This is a genomic window from Providencia sp. PROV109, assembly GCF_033681625.1.
In the GTDB taxonomy this organism is placed as follows: Bacteria; Pseudomonadota; Gammaproteobacteria; order Enterobacterales; family Enterobacteriaceae; genus Providencia; species Providencia hangzhouensis.
Map to the genome: position 1 here is coordinate 1,440,866 of NZ_CP096320.1, position 20,036 is coordinate 1,460,901.

The 20,036-nt window shown below is 39.8% G+C and carries 18 protein-coding genes; 15 read left to right on the forward strand and 3 right to left on the reverse strand.

Annotated elements, in window-relative coordinates:
• The first annotated feature begins 741 nt into the window (after positions 1–741).
• The 6 genes from M1F25_RS06600 to M1F25_RS06625 all read left to right on the forward strand — a co-directional run bounded on the left by M1F25_RS06600 (position 742) and on the right by M1F25_RS06625 (position 7,152).
• Complete coding sequence (locus tag M1F25_RS06600) at positions 742–1,260, forward strand: Hcp family type VI secretion system effector (RefSeq protein ID WP_004246976.1); 519 nt, start codon at positions 742–744, stop codon at positions 1,258–1,260.
• Positions 1,261–1,333: 73 nt separating this feature from the next.
• Entirely contained in the window at positions 1,334–1,609 is a 276-nt protein-coding gene (locus M1F25_RS06605; RefSeq protein ID WP_181489494.1) for a PAAR domain-containing protein, read from the forward strand.
• Between the two features lie 34 nt (positions 1,610–1,643).
• Positions 1,644–3,617 carry a type VI secretion system Vgr family protein gene (locus M1F25_RS06610; protein WP_004256915.1) on the forward strand — a complete coding sequence of 658 codons (1,974 nt, stop codon included), beginning with the start codon at positions 1,644–1,646 and terminating at the stop codon, positions 3,615–3,617.
• The gene (locus M1F25_RS06615; protein WP_004256913.1) at positions 3,617–4,477 is read left to right on the forward strand and encodes a DUF4123 domain-containing protein; all 861 of its coding nucleotides are present in this window, start codon (positions 3,617–3,619) and stop codon (positions 4,475–4,477) included. The genes M1F25_RS06610 and M1F25_RS06615 overlap by 1 nt, the downstream gene beginning before the upstream one ends.
• Positions 4,461–6,407: a lipase family protein gene (locus M1F25_RS06620; protein WP_004256910.1), complete on the forward strand. Its 1,947-nt coding sequence runs from the start codon at positions 4,461–4,463 to the stop codon at positions 6,405–6,407. The genes M1F25_RS06615 and M1F25_RS06620 overlap by 17 nt, the downstream gene beginning before the upstream one ends.
• Positions 6,388–7,152: a hypothetical protein gene (locus M1F25_RS06625; RefSeq protein ID WP_004256906.1), complete on the forward strand. Its 765-nt coding sequence runs from the start codon at positions 6,388–6,390 to the stop codon at positions 7,150–7,152. The genes M1F25_RS06620 and M1F25_RS06625 overlap by 20 nt, the downstream gene beginning before the upstream one ends.
• A 135-nt stretch (positions 7,153–7,287) precedes the next feature.
• On the opposite strand, the gene M1F25_RS06630 is transcribed toward M1F25_RS06625, so the two are convergent.
• Positions 7,288–8,456, reverse strand: a protein-coding gene (locus tag M1F25_RS06630) for an IS3 family transposase (protein WP_094963266.1) whose coding sequence is annotated in 2 segments (ribosomal slippage) — positions 7,288–8,207 and positions 8,207–8,456 — 1,170 coding nt in all. Because the reading frame shifts where the segments join, the coding sequence is not laid out codon by codon here.
• A gap of 113 nt (positions 8,457–8,569) precedes the next feature.
• Between M1F25_RS06630 and M1F25_RS06635 the strand changes: the two genes are divergently transcribed.
• The 8 genes from M1F25_RS06635 (at position 8,570) to M1F25_RS06670 (ending at position 15,683) form a co-directional block, all read left to right on the forward strand.
• On the forward strand, positions 8,570–10,360 hold the full coding sequence (locus M1F25_RS06635) for a lipase family protein (protein ID WP_232368726.1): 1,791 nt from the start codon (positions 8,570–8,572) through the stop codon (positions 10,358–10,360).
• Positions 10,341–11,090: a hypothetical protein gene (locus tag M1F25_RS06640; RefSeq protein WP_004256898.1), complete on the forward strand. Its 750-nt coding sequence runs from the start codon at positions 10,341–10,343 to the stop codon at positions 11,088–11,090. Before M1F25_RS06635 ends, M1F25_RS06640 begins: the two co-directional genes overlap by 20 nt.
• Positions 11,091–11,095: 5 nt before the next feature.
• A complete protein-coding gene (locus M1F25_RS06645; RefSeq protein ID WP_004256893.1) occupies positions 11,096–11,884 on the forward strand; it encodes a hypothetical protein in 789 nt (262 codons plus the stop codon).
• Positions 11,885–12,038: 154 nt separating this feature from the next.
• Positions 12,039–12,506, forward strand: coding sequence for a hypothetical protein (locus M1F25_RS06650; RefSeq protein WP_004256890.1), 468 nt, complete (start codon positions 12,039–12,041; stop codon positions 12,504–12,506).
• An 11-nt stretch (positions 12,507–12,517) separates the two neighbouring features.
• On the forward strand, positions 12,518–13,510 hold the full coding sequence (locus M1F25_RS06655; RefSeq protein WP_181489495.1) for a hypothetical protein: 993 nt from the start codon (positions 12,518–12,520) through the stop codon (positions 13,508–13,510).
• A 14-nt stretch (positions 13,511–13,524) separates the two neighbouring features.
• The gene (locus tag M1F25_RS06660) at positions 13,525–13,794 is read left to right on the forward strand and encodes a type VI secretion system PAAR protein (protein ID WP_112307263.1); all 270 of its coding nucleotides are present in this window, start codon (positions 13,525–13,527) and stop codon (positions 13,792–13,794) included.
• Positions 13,795–13,911: 117 nt separating this feature from the next.
• Positions 13,912–14,508: a LemA family protein gene (locus tag M1F25_RS06665; protein WP_181489496.1), complete on the forward strand. Its 597-nt coding sequence runs from the start codon at positions 13,912–13,914 to the stop codon at positions 14,506–14,508.
• On the forward strand, positions 14,505–15,683 hold the full coding sequence (locus M1F25_RS06670; RefSeq protein WP_181489497.1) for a TPM domain-containing protein: 1,179 nt from the start codon (positions 14,505–14,507) through the stop codon (positions 15,681–15,683). Before M1F25_RS06665 ends, M1F25_RS06670 begins: the two co-directional genes overlap by 4 nt.
• A 616-nt stretch (positions 15,684–16,299) precedes the next feature.
• On the opposite strand, the gene M1F25_RS06675 is transcribed toward M1F25_RS06670, so the two are convergent.
• Positions 16,300–17,433, reverse strand: a complete 1,134-nt coding sequence (locus M1F25_RS06675; protein ID WP_181489498.1) for a multidrug effflux MFS transporter — start codon at positions 17,431–17,433, stop codon at positions 16,300–16,302.
• 130 nt (positions 17,434–17,563) lie between these two features.
• On the opposite strand from M1F25_RS06675, the gene M1F25_RS06680 reads away from it, so the two are divergent.
• Positions 17,564–18,325: an AraC family transcriptional regulator gene (locus M1F25_RS06680; RefSeq protein ID WP_181489499.1), complete on the forward strand. Its 762-nt coding sequence runs from the start codon at positions 17,564–17,566 to the stop codon at positions 18,323–18,325.
• Between the two features lie 85 nt (positions 18,326–18,410).
• Here M1F25_RS06680 and M1F25_RS06685 read toward each other — a convergent pair whose 3' ends face one another.
• Complete coding sequence (locus tag M1F25_RS06685) at positions 18,411–19,697, reverse strand: citrate synthase (protein WP_004256842.1); 1,287 nt, start codon at positions 19,695–19,697, stop codon at positions 18,411–18,413.
• Positions 19,698–20,036: the final 339 nt, after the last annotated feature.

Below are 20,036 nucleotides of genomic sequence, written 5' to 3' on the forward strand. Positions count from 1 at the left end.
AGCATAGAAGATGGATTAATAATATATTTATAGAATTAAATTTTCGTTTTATTCGAGCGGTGGCGGTGTTGGCTTCACTTAATATGTATGTACCTAAGATTTAGTTTGATATTTGAACGTATTATCAATATGAGGGATACTTATCATAAGCTTAGATAAGTATCCCTTTGTTTTTTTACTATTATTCTTTAATATAGTGCTTTCTTGCTAAATTATTGTACCGCTCCTATGTCACACAGGAAAAACGTAAAACTTACAGTTGGTTAGCATATTTATCAATATTAATCACTAGTAATTTCATGATAAATAGTTAAATACACTATAAAATTAGGCCGATAATTTCACTGTCAGTGAAGATGGCTTAAATTTTCTATTTTATTTATTTTAAATCATGTGGTTGCGATAACCTCTTAAGCTGAAATATTTGGTTACATAGTTTATTTCTATGTACATTAGAACTTACTGGGCTTATCGCAGTTTGGTCTATTTTTTGCTCGATGATTGTTTTGTTATGATTCGTTTTTGGTGTTTTTCTGGAATTATATAGCGATATTTCAACCCGTTTACGCGAAGTCACTTATCCTAGGGAGATACAAACTGGCCCTCCGGTTTACAGTTCATTCATCAGCTTTTATTATCCTTAACTGAAATCTTACCGTGCGCACTGGCTGAGATGACGGAAATTAACGGGTAATTATATTTACCTAACCTAATTTGTCATTCTGGATAAAGGATATCGCTATGCCAACTCCATGTTATATTTCCATTGAAGGAAAAACCCAAGGTAACATCACTGCCGGTGCATTTACTGCCGATTCTGTCGGTAACATCTATGTACAAGGTCATGAAGACCAAATGTTAGTGCAAGAGTTTTCTCACGTTGTGACTGTACCGACAGACCCACAATCCGGCCAACCTTCAGGCCAACGTGCGCACAAGCCGTTCCGTTTCACCGTGGCGTTAAATAAAGCCGTTCCGCTGCTGTATAACGCATTAGCCTCCGGTGAAATGTTGCCGAAAGTGGAACTGAAATGGTACCGCACATCGGTTGAAGGGAAGCAAGAGCATTTCTTCACCACCACGTTAACCGATGCAACCATCGTCAATATCGATTGCCAAATGCCGCACTGCCAAGACCCGGCCAAAGCGGACTTTACACAGTTAATCGAAGTGTCTCTGTCTTACCGCAAAATCGATTGGGAACACACCGTTGCAGGCACATCCGGTGCCGATGACTGGCGCGCACCGCTCGAAGCGTAATTGACAATAGCGTTTTCCAATGCGTGAGCGATGATTTTTATGTGGCCCACGCATTTTACGCGGGAGGGTTTGCATGGCAAGAAGCATTGTCCAAGGAAAAAAAGTCGGGTTACATCAAGACAAAACGACCACAGGGGCAACTTGCCTAGCCAGTATCTCAACGGTTACCAATGATGGCACTCGTGTATTACGGGTCGGTGATAAAGCCACACGTTGCCCACACTGTAAAAAAGAGGGGACGTTGGTAACGGGAGAGGAAGGCATGATATTGCATGGATGTCGTGTTGCCGTTGAAGGTTCGATTGTGCAATGTGGCTGTCCCTACGGGGCTAATCGCTTGGTGTGTTGAGTTTTTTCTGTTGAATTTATAAAGGTATTTCGGTATGGATGGATTGGTTTTTACCTGTCAATTTAAAGGTGTGCCACCCGATACGTTTGCGGTGACTGAGTTTCAACTGACAGAGCACTTGTCAGAGTTGTTCACCTTATCGCTCACTGCCGTCAGTGCGCTTCCTTCCATTCCGTTTGATGACATGTTGGGGTTTGCTTGTTCATTAACTGTGACGCGTAATGGTAAACCAGTACGCACTGTACGCGGGTTATTAGCCAGCGCAGAGCAACAAAATACGGACGGTAATCGAACGTGGTATCATTTTGTTATTCGCCCTGAAATTTGGGTCATGTCATTAGGGCAAAATAGTCGCATTTTTCGTCGGATGACCGTGCCGGATTTGCTTCAACAGTTATTGTCAGAATCGCACATTAAAGCAAGTTGCAAGTTTTACGCAAAAACGCCTTACCCACAACGCGATTACATCACGCAGAAACGTGAATCCAATTACCAATTTTTTTGTCGCTTAGCCGCTGAGGAAGGGATTAGTTTTTGGTTTGAGGATACAGGACGAGAGCCTCAGCTGTTTTACAGCGATTCTCATTTAGGGGTGACTGCGGGAATTGATTTGGTGTATAACCCCCAATACGATACCGATACCCATGACCATACGGCGTATCACTGGCGCTATCGCGAGTCGTTGCTATCGGGCAAAACCCTCTATAAGGATTACAATCCTGAGCGCCCCTCTTACCCATTAGAACATGAAATAAAAGGGGATATCCATGGCCAGCACCCCTTTTACGAAAGTTATGGACGTTTTCAAACCCAAGAGGATGCAGACCGCTTTACGGCACTTCGTCATGAAGGGAGTCAGCAATACCGTTGTGTAGGTAGTGCGACCACTAACTGCTTTGCTTTGATGCCGGGTAAAATTTTCTCGTTGTCATCCCACCCGAGCCTTGATATGAACCGCCCTTGGCAAGTGGTGTCGGTTTCTCATCACGGAGTCCAACCTTTAGCAGATAACAGTGGTGGCGAAGGTACGACTTTATCCAATCAACTGACTTTTATTCCGAGTGAGCTAGATTGGCGCCCGCCGTTTATTCATAAACCCACCGCAGATGGTGATGAATTGGCGACGGTGGTTGGGCCGGATGGGGAAGAAATTTACACGAACAAAGACGGGGCAGTGAAAATCTATTTTCACTGGGACCGATATCGTGAACCTGATTTAAGCAGCTCTTGCTGGGTACGTGTCGCACAAGGTTGGAATGGGGATGGATATGGGTTTATGGCGATACCCAGAATCGGTCAGGAAGTGCTTGTCAGCTATCTAAATGGGGATATTGATAGGCCGATTATCACGGGATGTACTTATAATGGGCGCAATGCACCGCCGTTAAATCTCCCTGATGAGATGACCCGCACTACGTTTAAAACCAAAACCCACAAAGGGGATGGTTTTAACGAGTTACGTTTTGAAGACAGAGCCGGCCAAGAGGAAATTTATTTCCATGCCCAGCGCGACATGAATGTGCACATTGAACACGATACGCATTGGCATGTTCAGCATGACGCTAAACATCGTATTGATAATGACCGATTTACAGAAATTGCGGGCAATGAGCACTTAGTCCTTAAAGGCAGCCAAAAAGAAAATATTACAGGCAATGCCTCTTTGCATATCGAAGGTGACCAGCAGACACAAGTTGACGGGAAAACGGTGCATGAAAGTAGTCAACAAACCCATTTAGTCAGTGGCGGGAAAATCGTTCTGGAAGCGAATACGGAAATCACATTGAAAGTGGGGGGCAGTTTTATTCGTATTACCCCCGGCACGATATTTACTTCTAGCGATATGGTGGTCGGTGGTGGCAGTGCAGGCAGTGGCGCCCCAGTTGCTTTGGAATTGCCAGAAGGCGTCGCACCGTTTGAACTGCCACCGTACCCCGTCAAAAAATACTGTGCCATGGCAGCGCAGCAAGCGGGGGGATTAACCGTGAAGCCGAGTGAGGATGAGTAATGCCACAGACACTTATACAACAGCATATGCTCACACAAACATCAATTTCGACCCCATGCTCAACCTGGTTATCCTGGTTAACGGCTACCCCACAAAATGATGTGTATTTTTTGATTAATACCCTATCAGACCCCAATCCGGTTAAACGGTTTTATGCCCATGATTGGATTGAGGAAGCCTTCCCGATTTACCACGGAACGGCATTAGCACATTTGGTCGAGGTGAGCCCATGGCTCGTGAAAGTCAAGCGGTCACAATTATTTCACCTCGGTAAAATGTTAGACAGTGAGCCTTTCAGCGACCCCAGTTGGGGCTGGGCGTATCAAAGTCAATTGGATTGGCGTACCCAAATTACCCACTGGCAAAAATACCAATTTGCCTTGATGGGTGAGGATAAAATCATTTTTCGCTTCTTTGATGCGCGTATTGCGCGTACGCTTTTACCCAATTTGGATAGAGGGGATTGGTCACTTTTGATGATGCCGATTGAGGATTGCTTTATTGAGTGTGGGGAGACAAATACCATTTATTCGCGCCCCCCATATGCGGAGCCGTTCATTAGCCCTGCTGATTATATTCTCAGTGAAGCGTTGATTAAGGTCTGGCGAAATTCAGAGCAGGCGTATATTAATGTGATTGATAATTTTTATATTCAATTTTGGGAAAACCATCCGACCTTAGCTGACCCGTTAGATGAGCCAGAGGGGCGTTTAATTGCGCTTATCCGTGAATGGATGGACGAGTGCCAACAAAAGCGCTTAGACACTGCTCACCTCTTTGATGATTTGTTTTTGCGTTACCTTGATGAAAAAGGCTATTTACCCGACATGACAAGGAGTACCAATGCCGTATCAGTATAATGACCCCTATTGTGCAGATTGTTCTAAGCGCAAGGCATGGATTGAATGCGTGCTGGTTGATGAATTTAACCAACCGTTAGCAGAAATGGCGTACACTTTAAAAGTTCGCAACGGTGTCATTAGAAAAGGTGTTACTGATGCACAAGGGTATTTGAGGCAAGAAGACTTACCTCGTACGGTGGCGACATTGACCATTGAGTCTCAAAAACTCACCGATGAAATGGAAAAACGCCCACTGAGAACCCTTCGAGGGGAGGCTCACTCGACCGTCAAACCGGATGCACTATTACAAGGCTATTCTTATCGGTATGCGGTTATCGGGGAATTATGCGATAAAGCCCCGGATATCGATAAATGGGAATCCGCTCGTTTTGGGCTGCCGTATTATCATTTTCCGAAAGAAAATGAATTCAACGGATTGAAGTTGATGGGCGAAGATTTTAACCAACGTCATGTGATAGAAGTCTGTCCATTTAGAGCCTGGTCGTTAATTCTCAATCACACCCCAGAGTATGACATGGTCAATGCTTATAATTTAGGGTTAATGTCATTGCTTGTGTATAAAAACGAGGTCATGGTTGATCCTGATAAAACCGAAGACATGCGGGATTTTATCAACACACCGGATACCACCACGTCCTTTTTCTATCAGCAGTGTTTTGATTTGTCTCAATCCCCTGTGATTAAAGACAGTCACGATTACCCCGCTATTGTGACGGATGTGCCCTTTAACCAACGTTATCGTCCAGTGATATTTTTAGATGTCACTCAATCGGAAAATCACCAAAAAGGCGATCATGATACAAAACTCTTTTTTGTGGAAAATGAGACTCAAATCATTGTCGCATGGCGAGGAACAGCCAGTTTGCGGAGTGTTCTCACCGATACGACGTATCAACCGATCCCTTGCCCAACCACATTAATCCCCGAAGGAAAATCTAACGTCCATCGTGGTTTTTTAGAAGCCTATCAATGTGTTGAAAAGTATTTTAAAGAAAATACAAATAAAATTAAAGACTTATCACAAGATGTTGATAATAAAAAATTATATATTTGCGGTCATAGTTTAGGTGGAGCACTAGCTTTGCTGCATAGTTCTGAGTTAAGAAAAAACAATCCTCTGCTTTACACCTACGGGATGCCTCGCGTGTTCACCATCAGCGGGGCTAAATCACTTAGTTCACTCAATCATTACCGCCACGTCAACGACGCTGACTCGGTCACCAGCGTACCGTTTGATACCAATATGGACAGTTGGCTCTTCGAAATAGGCGGCGGATTAGGGACCACATTAGGCGTACTCTGGACGGTCGCCACCCTTCCCACCGTTCCATTGCAAAAAAGCCTACCGGATTTTGGTGAAGTGTATTCTCACCAAGGTAATCCAGTCAGTCTCTTTAAAGCCCGACAAATTGGTGAAGAAATACAATACACGCACACTGGCGTGACTGTCGGGAAAAAACGCTGGCGCATGAATGGCGAATATAAATTTTATCTCGTGCCAAATATAGCGAACGTATTAAATGATAAATTACAGAAAGAACAAACCGGACTGGTACAATCGTTAGGCATTGATAAACAACGATTAGATGATACATTTCCTCAGCGTAATAACCCCAATCTAGACACGATTATCACCATGCCGCTAGATCATTTTATGGGGAGTCAATATCAAGCGATTATCAATAATCAGTTACTCTTTACTGTTTCTCCTGAGAAAACCCCCAAACACGTCGCATCAAAACAACGATTTGAAGCGCTCACGCATCATCAAGACGCTTACAAATTAAATGCCGAACGCAATACCACATTTATTTCCCTTGAAAGTAAACTTACCAAGGGTGTTACCCAGCAAATAAACCAAAATTCCCGTTTAAAAGATGCGCTAGAACGTTATAAGGAAGAGACTCATGAACTACCTGTGTCATAGAACTGGATTAGCGGCATTGCTCAGTATCATTACTCTACAAGGGTGTGCGCAAAATCAGTCATTTTTACCCCCAACCGATGGGGAACGTATTCACTTTACAGCAACTATCCCCCAAGAATTAGTATCATCGCCAATTTATGCGGTATATCGTTCTGAAGTCTGCCGCAAAGAAAACCGAACCTCCAATATGGAGGTTTACACGGTCCCGGGATATCATCGCGAGCAATATCCGTTAACGATGAATGCCTCGAATCAAGTAGATGCGGATATTCCGAAATCTGGGGGAGGAAAATGTGATTGGAAACTCAGCAATTTTGTTTTTGAAGTCACACTCAAAGATCCGTCAAAAATTGATCCTTTAATATCAGATAATTTAGGTAAAAAAGTTAGCTTTGTATTAGACAATAACTCGCCAGCCACATTTGATGGTGGCTATGAAAAAAAATCAGGAGATTTTAACGAAACGTTACTTTTTTTCCCTCTTTTAACAAAAAATTATTTAGATGGATATGAAGGGACATTTTATCTCATAGGGAAAAATGATCCTTTAACATATAAAATAACCAATGCCAAGCGAGTTAATATAAATGTTAATTATAAAAAACAATACCTTTCAGTTTGGACAGGCAGGCTTAATAATAATAGACCATTTATGACTTACCCGAATGGAGATATCGTTTATGGTGAAGTTAGACCTCAATACAAAAAACTGCTCAAGATATCAGAGTCTATGCCGTCTAAATAAAAATAGGACGTACATTTTCAAGTTCCCATAAGAAGACGTTATGGGGTGTTTTGACTTAAAGAACATAAGCACGCCGTTGGCGTGAGCATCGCGGTAAAGCCGCTCTATTTCTATAATGCCCCCTATTTGTAGTGGTCAACTAAAATTGGCCACGGTTTTAGAGTTTTTCCGGTATTGGTTTTCTGATTCGTTTGGTGGTAATCCACCGTTATATTCATGCGGCCTGACTTCGCTGTAATACCCGACGATATAATCCGTTATTGCATGGGCTGCTTCACTGAAGCTGATGTAGCCGGTCACCGGCACCCACTCATTTTTCAGACTTCTGAAGAAGCGCTCCATCGGGCTGTTATCCCAGCAGTTACCACGCCTACTCATACTTTGTTTTATCCGGTATCGCCACAGTAACTGTCGGAACTGCCTGCTTGTATAGTGGCTACCCTGATCACTGTGGAACATGAGCCCGGATGGCTTATTTCGTATTTCCCATGCCATTTTCAGCGCTTTGGTTGTCAGTTTGCTGTCCGGAGAAAATGACATTGCCCAGCCCACGGGTTTCCTTGCGAACAGGTCGAGTACAACGGCCAGGTATGCCCAGCGTTTACCGGTCCAGATATACGTTACGTCGCCGCACCATACCTGATTGGGCTCTGTCACTGCGAACTGTCGCTCAAGGTGGTTCGGGATAGCAATGTGTTCATGACCGCCACGTTTATACCGGTGAACAGGCTGCTGACAGCTCACCAGCCCCATCTCCTTCATTAGCCGTCCGGCAAGCCATCGTCCCATCCGGAAGCCCCTGTGTGTTGCCATTACAGCGATACTTCTTGCACCTGCTGAGCCATGACTGAGGCCGTGCAGCTCCTGAACCTGACTACGTAATACGGCTCTCCTGCCGTCCGGATTGTCAGGCCGGTTTTCCCGGTATCTATAGCTGCTGCGGTGAACTCCGAACACGCAGCAAAGAGTGGCCACAGGATAATGCGCTCTGAGTTTCCCGATCACCGAGACCTGTTCAGGGAGTCTGACATCAAGAGCGCGGTAGCCTTTTTTAATATTTCGTTTTCCATTTCAATACGTTGAATTTTTTTCTTCAGCTCACGTATCTCAATTTGTTCCGGCGTGATAGGGGATGCTTTCGGTGTTTTGCCTGCCCGTTCGTCCCGTAATTGCTTTACCCACCGCGTCAAGGTGGAAAGCCCGATATTCATGGCTTTCGCGGCATCTGCAACTGTATAGTTCTGATCCACAACCAGCTGGGCTGATTCACGTCTGAATTCTGCACTGAAATTTCGTTTTTTCATTAAGGCACCTGTGTTGTTCTGAGGTGAGCATATCACCTCTGTTCAGGTGGCCAAATTTATTAAACCACTACAATTGTGCAGATTGTTCTAAGCATCAAGCATGGATTGAAATTGTGTTAGTGGATGAGTTAAATAAGCCAATAGTCAATATGCCTTATACTCTGGAGGTGTCGAGAGGTGCTACCCGAACGGGGAGAACAGACCATAACGGTATTGCAAGAGAAGAGAATTTACCCCCTACGGTGGGGCGTTTCTCTATTGATGCTCAATCTCTTGTGGATGAAATGGAAACACGCCCCTTAAGGGTGCGTAGGGATGGGCGCTCTAAACCCCACCATGAAGCGATTCAACGAAAGGATAATTATCGATATGTTACGGTGGGTGATTTATGTGATTCTAAGCCTAACATATTGAATTGGAATGAGCCTGAATTACCGAAACACCATTTTAAAACACAAAATCCGAATGGGTATCGTGTAATGTTTCGTAATGAACGTTGGGTGTTTGAAGTGTGCCCATTTAGGGCATGGTCATTCATGCTGCACCATCAAAAAGATTATTCGATTACTAATGCGTGTAATTTGAGTATATTATCGGTATTGTCCTATGCGAGTTTAACATCAAATAATGATAAAGAGCCCGATTCAGGCAACTACATTGGTTCCATTGAAGATGTTTTCTTGAATCAATTTTTTGATTTATCCAAAATCCCTACTCAATTTGAAATGAATTCTTTCACACCAGTGGTTTATGATGTGCCATTTAAGGATAGATACACTGAAATCGAATTTATTGATTCTGGGAAGAATTTAGATACCCAATTGTTTTATATTGCCAATAGTCAAGAGATGATCGTTGTTTGGCGGGGAACGGCAAGTATGAATGATGTATTTACCGATATGAGATTCAAACCTGTAAAGCTACAAGATGACATGGGGGTTCAAGGTTATGTTCACTCGGGATTTTATAATTCGTTTAAAACAATGGATAATTCTTATTTGCTAAGAAAAGATATGAATTCAGATAGTAGCGATGTAGATGGGGGAAATATATTAGCTTTTATAGACAATTTAGCTTCAAATCGAAAATTATTCATTGCAGGGCACAGTCTAGGGGGCGCATTGGCGTTATTGCATGCGGTTCAATTAAAAAATTATAACCCAGTGTTATATACTGTTGGAATGCCTAGGGTGCTCACGATTTCAGTTGCAGAACAATTAAAAGATATAATTCACCACCGTCATGTAAATGAAAATGATGCAGTACCAGCCCTTCCTTTTGAAAAGGATATGAACAATTTTGCATTTAAAGAAGATAGTGATTGGTTAGGGTATTCCATTGAAATAGCATTAACATATGCAGATTGGAAAACAGAAGGGCTATCTAGTAAAGCGATTGATTATCAAAAGAAACGACTCAGTGCAAAGAACGATAAGTTTGTTCATCATGGAGATGCGGTACATTTTTATAAAAAAACGTTTTCAAGGTACTCGTACGGCGGGCATGGTAATATTATCCCTATAAAAACTGAAGAAAAGTTATACCTTGTCTCCGAGTTATTGGAAGATCATAGGCTTAAGCAAGAGTTTTTTGAACTGTATCGGCTGCCGAAGAAAGCTTCTCCAGACTTACTTGGGGCGCTTGACCACTCAAGTGTTAACTATGCGAATTTTATCATATATAGGCTGATAAATTTGCTTAAAGATGAAGTATTAACAGATTCTGCTTATGAAATTCGAGCTGAGTTGATAAAACAAAAGGGGATATCAAAATCAGAATACGATGAATCCAGTTATTTACTTGATTTAGATTTAATGGTTGCAGATACGTTACTCCCAACTTTGTTACAGTCAGAAGGGGCTCACTCATTGGAGAGGTTCAAATATGCAAATAACATCTATTAAGTTCGTTATCGTTGCAACCTCGTTTTTCTTATTAACAGGCTGTGGTGAGATTTTGGATAATTTTCTTGATGGTCAATTTCCGCTTAATACAAAAAATGATGGGAATAAAATTTCCATTTATGCAGATGTAACGCCAGAAACAAAGGTTATAGTTAGAGGAACGTATGCTTCGACTAAGTGTGAACGTTCACACTTTAATGCCGCCTACACAAAAGTTTCGTACTCACCGATAAAAAAAGAAGTTGTGATAGAAAGTGTAGACGATATTGATAATAAAAAATCAGCTTCTTTTTTACCCATTAATGGTGGGGGGTGGTGTAATTGGGAGTTAATAGAAATAGAATTAGCCCCAATTTCAGTGGTAAGTGAAAGTTCATCAATAACCTATATTAGAATTCCTGTAATTGATAATGAGAAATCTAAAATTAAATATTTTATAACCATGGCTCCAATAATAACTAAGACTAAGGGTAAAGATACTATTCATTATTCGTTATCAAAGAGGGATGCTAGGGAAATTTCAAATAAAAAAAATGGAGAAATATATTTTAATTATAATGTTGATCATGATTTAAAAACAATTGTATCGAATAAAAATGAAATTATTTTTCCTAATGGAAGTACTAAGCACGGTGGGTCTGAAGTATATAGTAAGTTTGTTAGCTTTGATGAAATTATAAAAAATAGCAATAAAAAAGAATATACTTCCTACTCTGAGTATTTGGACTAATTTGTATGAATTATTGCAAGCAGATGTGGTTACTCATTATATTAAGCCTCAGTTTTCTGAGTTTGTTTTTACATGGCTGTGCAGCCAATAATAGTACGTTTTCACCCCCATTAGACGGAGAAAATATTCATTTTACAGCTACTGTGCCTAACGAATTAGAGGCCTTACCCATTTTAGCCACTTATCGTTCTGAGGTTTGTCGTAAAGAACGTCGAAACTCAATCATGGAAACGTATACTATCCCAGGATTTCATCGAGCCAGCTATCCATTGAAAATCGTGCAATCAAACCAAGTAGAAACGACTATTCCTGAATCAGGTGGCGGTCAATGCGATTGGAAACTCAGTAATATTAAATTTGAAATAAAACTCAAGGAGCCATCAAAAATCGATCCATTGATATCAGATAGTTTAGGCACAGAAATCACCTTTGTGTTGGATAATAACTCCCCCGCTACATTTGATGGTGGTTATGAAAAAAAATCTGGGGATTTTAATGAAACATTAACATTATTCCCTTTAATTACAGAAGATTTTATTGGTGGTCACGAGAAGTCATTCTGGCTAATCGCAAAATACGAAACCATGACCTATAAAGTAAAAAACACAAAGAATATCAATGTTAATATTGATTATAAATCAGACATGAAAACTTATAATGTTGGACCTAAAGATAAAAATTCAATAGCAACCTTTATTTACCCTAACGGAGAACAAGAAAAAACCAGATGGCTTTTTCCTGAATACAACAAACTGATCGAGATATCTGAAACTATATCGGCGAAATTAAAATAGATGTATTGCAAATTGCCGCAAGCTATGGAGGTGTTCTGACCAAAAAGTTAGTGAACACTTTGCAAGATGCGTTGAAAAAAGAGAAGGCCAAGCCGTTAGCGCTGAATTTAATATTGATCTAGTTTTATCCTGTGAAATTAATTGTTTCATTGGAATGGCTCAATTATCAGGTAGTAATAGTACTGAGTTTTGTATTGATGGAGATAATAATTTTAAAATTACAATTAGTGGCGGCATCAAAGCCCATGCAGAAGCGAATGTATTTTTCATGACAGCATCTTTTAATTTTGAATTAGAATTAAAAACAGCTGCATCAATTGAACTTGAATCTCATAAAAATGGAATTGACCTAGTTGTTTGCCATGATGGTATTGTTCTAGGGTTAGGGTTGTCAGCTGATATAAAAAAGGAAACTAGAGGTCAATCAAGAGTTAGAAAACAATATTCAGCTAAACCTAAAAACTATGAGTTTTACGCTCTCGCAGATCCTTTGAAGAGAGAGGATTCAGATTTAAGATTTAATTTAATTGGTGCAATAAAACAAGTTCCTAAGAGAGAACGTCAGCATATTAAAACTGTTATTCCTCCTGGGGCAAATCCAGGATTTAAGCTTAAATACTAGGGTGTGTAAATATGAAAAATATTATATTATTTATTTTATTTGTTTTAGGAGGGGTTAACATGGTTCATGCGCAGGGTAATAACTATACAGTTAGAGCGAGCATTGATGTCGCTTATATGTTTTGTGATTTTAAGGTGAATGGAGTATCGAGTTTTGATAATAGGCAGTACGTTTTTTTTGATAAAGGTATTGTTACAACCAATACAAACGTTCAAATGCTTATTGAAAATGGTGTTAATAATATCGAGTTGGAAGTTGCTCCAATATCTTGGTTTAGTGATAACAATGGCAATAAAGAATTTGATAAAGATGCTGTTTGCAATGTTAGTTTATATATTACGGAAAACTCAACAGACGATTTAAATTATGTAGCTAAAATAAAAATAGAAATTGATAAAGAAGGAAATCCTATAGCTTATTCATTTAATAAAACTGATGATTCTATTAAGAAAAGTGTTGCTTATTTAGATAATACTGAAAAAGTTACTAATAATAAAATTAGGTATGTTGTAGGTGAGTTTGAATACCCTAAGGATATGGAGGTTGTGACTTTCAAAAAAGATATACTTTTTCATAATATCCCAGATTGGTTATGGGTAAAATCTGAACCTTATGATGAATCAAAAATTAACAGTTTGAAATCTGCATATGAGGAGTTATGGCATTCCTTTAATGATAAGGATATTAATAAAATTAAAGAACTAAACTCTGCAGCTAATAATGCGTGGGCTATTTCTAATAACTCGACTGAAGAAGCTATTTTTAAGTCTTATGATATAATTGAATTAATAAATGAGCCTTCATCAAAAATGATTCCCATTGATTGGGATAATTTTAAAGTAATCTTGATGAATAAAGGAAGAATGGTTAAACTTGTTTACAAAGAGGATTTTTCTTATTCACCTATCACTATGACATATAAAGATGAGAATGGTGATGAGCTATTATATAGCTTTTCTCCTATCTTTTCATTTGTTAATGGAAAATTCATTCCAGTCATATAGTCGGGTACTATTATATGCCAAACATTATTCTTATTGGTGATTCTGATACAGGCCATGGTAAACATGGCCCAACCCAAGTGATTACAGGTTCTCCAACAGTAAAAGTCGATGGTAAGGCGGTTGCTCGGCAAGGAGACGCATTAGCGCCTCACGGTGGGCATTCAAGAACTATCGTTGATGGTTCAAGTAGTGTATTTATTGATGGCAAGCCTGCGGCCAGAACAGGTGATACAGTAAGTTGCGGTGGCGTATTAATTGGTAATTCAACGGTAAAAATTGGTTAGAAAATACGATGTTCTGACGGATAATAATTGAGTTCGCTAGGATTGATGATAGTAAAGAAATTAGTGTTATATCAGATAGTCAATATTAACATTAAGTGGTTAATATAAGGATATTTAATGCGCAAGTTAGCGATAGGTTTAGTATTAGTGATGATTGTAATTTTTACTCTGTTAGTTAATTCTTACAATACAATCCAAAAAAATGATGAGTTAGTCTCTGCGGCAGCGTCAGAATTATTAAACCAATATCAGCGTCGATTTGATTTGATCCCTAATCTGGTCAGTACAGTTAAGGGATATTCAAGTCATGAAAGCAATGTGTTACAAGAAATTGTAACGGCGAGAGCGTCTGTCGGGAAAATTAATGTGGATGGTCGCGTATTTGATGATCCTGAAATTTCTGCGAGCTATCAAAAAGCTCAAGATAATTTAGGGCAATCTCTATCACGTCTATTAGTCATTTCAGAAAATTACCCTGAATTGAAAGCAAACTCACTCTATCAAGACCTGATGGTACAGTTGGAGGGAGCTGAAAATCGTATTTCAGTTGCGAGAGGGCGGTATATAGAGGCGGTACGCCATTATAATACTCAAATTAGGCAATTCCCCTATAACTTAATTGCGGAATCTATGGGGTATGATAAAAAAATTAATTTTAACGTTGAGAATGGGCATGAAATCAAAAGAACACCAACGGTGGATTTTAACTCATGATACGTAATATTTTATTTTCCTTGCTTTTATTTAGTGCTATTGCGAGCGCATCAGTGAATAATACACCCCCATTAAAAATAGATAGGGTCATTGATCGTGCAAATTTATTAACGGCGCAGCAATTCAAAACGCTAAATAATTTATTGATTAATTTTGAAAATAATCGGAATGATGGTTCACAATTTGTTGTTTATATCGTTCCGACTACTGGGAGTGAAAATATCGAAACTTTCGCAAATCGTGTTTTTAATCAATGGGGGATAGGTAAAAAGGGGCTTGATAATGGATTACTGCTTGTTGTGGCAATAAATGACCGCAGTGTTCGCTTTGAAGTCGGGTACGGCTATGAGGGGACATTTACCGATGTTCTTGCTGGGAGAATTATTCGAAAAAATATGTTGCCGTATTTTAGAGCAGAAAACTATTATACGGGGATTGAGCAAGGGATTATAAATGCCATTCATGTAGCTAATGATAGGCCAATAAGCTCAACGAATTCTTTGACAGATCTTATTCCTCTTAAAATATTACAAACACATTTTATTTTAATTTATGTGATAATATTAGGGCTAATTTATTGTTTTCAGCTTGTATTTTCAACGAAAAAATTAAAAAGAAAAATTAATCAAGTGATAGCGCCGTCAGGTAAAAAAAAGAAAAATTCAGAAAAGCGAGGATATAAGATAGGTGCAAATCAGCTAAAACGGTTAAAAAATTATCTGAATTACTCATTCTATTTTCCAACATCATTTTCGCTGTATTTCCCTGTAGTGTTTTGTTCAGTCGTTGTCATTTTTTATACACAAATAATTCTTAGTGGTATTGTTAACCCTTTTATCTTATTACTGATGGTGGTGTTATCATTATTCTTTAACCTTATTTCATTAACCGTGTTGTTTATTGGCATCAATATCTTATTTCCGATTTATCGACAGCAGAGAAAAGAATGGAAAGCGATTTGTGAGTTCAGTCGATTTGGTTCACCTTTTTATCAACCTTCATATTCAGTAAACACATCCCATAAACACGCTTCTAATTTTACTTCCAGTCACGATTTCAGCTCATCAAGTTCATCAAGTTCATCAAGTTCATCAAGTTCATCAAGTTCGTCAAGTTCATCAAGCGGTGGGGGAGGCGGTTCTAGCGGTGGTGGCGGTGCTTCGGGGCATTGGTAAAGTGTCTACTAAGGTCTTGATTTAGGTTTATAAGTAAGCGTCAGGTGAATCCCACCTAGCTGGTCGTGTATTAAATGTATTGATTTGGTTAAATTAATGTTCCCTTTCAGTAAGAGTACCAATAATCTTGTCATGTATTTCAGTAAATTTTGAATACCTCCATTGATGAGGAAGGTCATCGCTACGATGATCCGTTGGAGCTTCAAAAACTGGTATTTTTTAGATGCGGTCAATAAACAGCATTGAGTGATAACTTACCACAGCGTAATAGTCAACTAACCAATACGATCCCATTTTTTATCGTGTTACTCTTTATGGCTTTTTATACACTTTGGGGTTTTATGGATAGACACTCATCTAAAATGTATGCATTTCAGGATGCAATTAATTATAACAAAAGCATTTATGACTCGTATAATGAACAAGGCAGTAGCCCTCCAAAATATTTAGATAAATATGTTCCATACTTTAACAAAGAAAAATAAGTATATGGGTCTATAATAAAGCATATTATACTGGTGAGCTTAGCCGTAATAGCCAGGCAGAAATATTTTTAATAATTGCCTGGCTAATTTTTGAGCTGTACAGCTACCTAAAAGGGCTTCTCTAAATCTATTTAGTGTACTTGGCTACTCCACCTTAGTGACGAAAAAACCAACACCAAACCCGAAATAGTTAGTACTAAACCTAAGTGTTGGCTCCAACCAGCGACCATTAGACCGATGGCGAGTCCGATGTAGTAAAATAAACCTAAAATTGCTCCGGCGGTGCCTTTTTGCTCACCATAACGGTTTAATGCATGGGCAAGTATGTTCGGGATCGCAATTCCGTAACCAATAACGACACCAATAACTGGTAAAACAAACCAAATAGAGTCCATTAGAGCAAAAACTAAGCAGCCACTAACTAAAGAAATGATACTCGATAGCTTAACAAGTTGTTCAGATGTGTGTTTTTTAGCCAATAAATAGCGATTTGATATCGAACCTAAACCGACCCCAAGCGCTAATAATATCCCAGTTAATCCAAACTGTTGTTGAGTGAGCATTAATTGTTCAAAACTGAAAGGTGCCAGCTGATAATAGCTAAATAAATTAATGTTGAAAAATGCAATCAAGATCACATTTCTAATAATTTCTTTATCTGCAATCATGCGTAAAAATGTCTCAATAAATGAGATCTGCGTCACATTTTCAGGCTTGGTCTCAGGTAAACGGCAGGCGGACCAGAGAAAAAGCACCGCTGCTAAAATCGCTAAGCCGATAAAAACGGCACGATAGCCACCAAAATTGGCTAACCCAGCACCAGATAACATTCCCAAAGCGGGGCTAATTGCTAAAGCAACTCCCATAATAGAAAAAACTTTCGCTAATTCATGGCCTTGGTAGCTATCGCGCATGGCAGTTTGTGTGCCAATTGAACCTACGGCAGCGCCAAATGCTGACAACATTCTCATTAATAATAATAAATAAAAATGTGTGACAAATAACGCGCCAACAGAGGCAATACCATAAATCAATAAACCCGCCAAAATAGTCGGGCGGCGCCCTAAGGTGTCACACATACGCCCCCAAAACACCACGCCTAATGCAAAAGCAAAGAAATAAAGCGACAGTGTTTGTGAAGCTTGTTCCGCATTTACTGAGAAAGCACTGGCGATATCAGTGAGAGCGGGGCTGTATATGGTTTCCACAATTTGAGGAAACATCATTAAGGCAACAGCAAGCCATAATGAGAGAGGATGTTTCATACTTTTTCCTGCCAATCTACTAAAAATAAAGGGGCTAATCGGATACAACTATTTAATAGCAGGCAGTTTAGTGTTATTTTTATTGTCTTATTACAATAATAAAGACTATAAATATCAAAAAAGAGACATTATGGCTTGGTTAAATCAAACAGATGAATTTCAAACTCACTGGTACCATGCCCCAGTATTGGGAATTGCAGCAAAAATGGGGCAGCATGACTCAGGTTTTCATAGACATGAAATGGGACAGCTTTTGTTTACACAACAAGGGTGTATACGGATTTCACTGGAAAATCGCCTGTCTTTGCTTCCCCCTGGTAGGATGGCTTGGATCCCACCATTTGTTCTTCATCGGGCGCAAATGAGGGCATCAGTGGGGTATCGTTCGGTTTATTTATCAGAAGAATATGCCAAAGAAATCGGGAACGATGTGGTTATTTTAAATATTTCCCCATTGCTAAGGGAAGTGTTAGAACGTATTGCTATTGCTCCGTTTGATAGTGATTGGCAGCAGGGGCGTTTGGCCAACTTATTACCGGTATTTATTGATGAATTACAGAGTGCTGCTTTAGAACCAACACTGTTAGCACTACCGCAAGATAGGCGCTTTAAAGGGGTTGATATCGAACAATTACCACCGAATTTAAACCAATTAGCGCAAACTATCGGTGCGAGTGAGAAGACGATTACACGGATTTTTTTTAAAGAAACAGGAATGAGTTATCAAGCATGGCGCCAACAGTGGCGTTATATTAAAGCCATTGAATTACTCGCACAAGAAAAGCCATATCATTATATTACTCAAGAACTTGGCTTAACAAGTGATAGTGCGTTTATTAGTTTTTTCCGTAAAATGAGTGGGATGACCCCAAGGGAATATCAGCAGCAGTAAGCTAAATGACTTTGGTAAACAAACATGAAAAAGCCCCGAAAATTCGAGGCCTTAGCATATGTAGGGGTTCAGATTTAATTAAATATTATTTTTTTGATAATTCAGAGTTGAATTCACGTTTGTCATAGCCGGTATATAGCTGGCGAGGACGTGCAATTTTCAGGCCGTCATCGTGCATTTCATTCCAATGTGCAATCCAGCCAATGGTACGTGCAATGGCAAAAATAACAGTAAACATTGAAGATGGAATACCCATTGCTTTCAAGATGATACCTGAATAGAAGTCAACGTTCGGGTACAGTTTTTTCTCAATGAAATACGGGTCGTTTAATGCGATACGTTCCAGCTCCATAGCGACTTCCAGCAAGCTGTCATTCAAGCCAAGTTCATTTAGAACTTCATGGCAAGTTTCACGCATTACGGTTGCACGTGGGTCATGGTTTTTATAAACACGGTGACCGAAGCCCATTAAGCGGAAAGAGTCATTTTTGTCTTTAGCGCGCTCGATAAATGCAGGGATGTGCTCAACAGTTTGGATTTCTTCCAACATACGTAAGCAAGCTTCGTTAGCACCACCGTGAGCAGGCCCCCACAGTGAAGCGATACCCGCTGCGATACAAGCAAATGGGTTTGCGCCAGATGAACCCGCAGTACGAACTGTCGATGTTGAGGCGTTTTGTTCATGGTCAGCGTGCAGAATCAAAATACGATCCATTGCGCGTTCTAAAACAGGATTAACTGTGTATTCTTCACATGGTGTAGAGAACATCATGTGCAAGAAATTACCCGCGTATGACAGGTCATTACGTGGATAAACAAAAGGTTGGCCAATTGAATATTTGTAACACATCGCTGCAACTGTTGGCATTTTTGATAGCAGACGATAAGCCGTAATTTCACGGTGGCGTGGGTTATTCACGTCTAATGCATCGTGATAGAAGGCAGCTAGTGCGCCTGTAACACCACATAATACAGCCATTGGGTGTGAGTCACGGCGGAAACCATTAAGCATGCGAGTAATTTGCTCATGGATCATGGTGTGGCGAGTCACCGTATTTTTAAATACGTCATATTGTTCTTGAGTCGGTGCTTCACCGTATAGCAGGATATAACAAACTTCGAGATAAGAGGCTTCAGTAGCGAGTTGATCGATAGGGAAACCACGGTGTAACAGAATGCCTTGCTCACCATCGATATAGGTGATTTTTGATTCACAGGATGCAGTAGAAGTAAAACCAGGGTCGTAGGTAAAGAACCCTTTAGAACCTAAAGTTCGGACATCGATAACGTCTTGACCAATCGTTGGGCTTAAAATATCTAGGTCAATATCACCCTTACTACCAGTCGTTAGCTTAGCTTTGTTATCAGCCATTACGGTCTCCTTAGCGCTTGATAATCGACACCCAACAACCCAGAAGCTCAGCGTTATACTGCGTCTTCGTGCATTGTTCTACCGGTATGCTTTGGAAATCAGCTAGCTATCACATAAAACCTGAAATCTGAGACCGATGACAATGTAGTTAGGTTGTTTATGAGTGTGTAGATGTTATGTTCTTTTTGTTGTTTTCCCTACAATATCATTATTTGTGGTAAGAGGAACAACTTTCATAACTTTTGTTATTAATACCCATCATAGTTCAAATTGAAGAGTATTTAACATTGCAATATTCACGTTTTTTTCTTTTACGATGAAGTGTCAACAGCACCGTTA

Excerpts from the sequence above, each read along its gene's own strand:
- M1F25_RS06600 (WP_004246976.1), top strand. The coding sequence starts at position 742 with ATGCCAACTCCATGTTATATTTCCATTGAAGGAAAAACCCAAGGTAAC.
- M1F25_RS06605 (WP_181489494.1), top strand. The coding sequence starts at position 1,334 with ATGGCAAGAAGCATTGTCCAAGGAAAAAAAGTCGGGTTACATCAAGAC.
- M1F25_RS06610 (WP_004256915.1), top strand. The coding sequence starts at position 1,644 with ATGGATGGATTGGTTTTTACCTGTCAATTTAAAGGTGTGCCACCCGAT.
- M1F25_RS06615 (WP_004256913.1), top strand. The coding sequence starts at position 3,617 with ATGCCACAGACACTTATACAACAGCATATGCTCACACAAACATCAATT.
- M1F25_RS06620 (WP_004256910.1), top strand. The coding sequence starts at position 4,461 with ATGCCGTATCAGTATAATGACCCCTATTGTGCAGATTGTTCTAAGCGC.
- M1F25_RS06625 (WP_004256906.1), top strand. The coding sequence starts at position 6,388 with ATGAACTACCTGTGTCATAGAACTGGATTAGCGGCATTGCTCAGTATC.
- M1F25_RS06640 (WP_004256898.1), top strand. The coding sequence starts at position 10,341 with ATGCAAATAACATCTATTAAGTTCGTTATCGTTGCAACCTCGTTTTTC.
- M1F25_RS06645 (WP_004256893.1), top strand. The coding sequence starts at position 11,096 with ATGAATTATTGCAAGCAGATGTGGTTACTCATTATATTAAGCCTCAGT.
- M1F25_RS06650 (WP_004256890.1), top strand. The coding sequence starts at position 12,039 with ATGGCTCAATTATCAGGTAGTAATAGTACTGAGTTTTGTATTGATGGA.
- M1F25_RS06655 (WP_181489495.1), top strand. The coding sequence starts at position 12,518 with ATGAAAAATATTATATTATTTATTTTATTTGTTTTAGGAGGGGTTAAC.
- M1F25_RS06660 (WP_112307263.1), top strand. The coding sequence starts at position 13,525 with ATGCCAAACATTATTCTTATTGGTGATTCTGATACAGGCCATGGTAAA.
- M1F25_RS06665 (WP_181489496.1), top strand. The coding sequence starts at position 13,912 with ATGCGCAAGTTAGCGATAGGTTTAGTATTAGTGATGATTGTAATTTTT.
- M1F25_RS06670 (WP_181489497.1), top strand. The coding sequence starts at position 14,505 with ATGATACGTAATATTTTATTTTCCTTGCTTTTATTTAGTGCTATTGCG.
- M1F25_RS06675 (WP_181489498.1), bottom strand. The coding sequence starts at position 17,433 with ATGAAACATCCTCTCTCATTATGGCTTGCTGTTGCCTTAATGATGTTT.
- M1F25_RS06680 (WP_181489499.1), top strand. The coding sequence starts at position 17,564 with ATGGCTTGGTTAAATCAAACAGATGAATTTCAAACTCACTGGTACCAT.
- M1F25_RS06685 (WP_004256842.1), bottom strand. The coding sequence starts at position 19,697 with ATGGCTGATAACAAAGCTAAGCTAACGACTGGTAGTAAGGGTGATATT.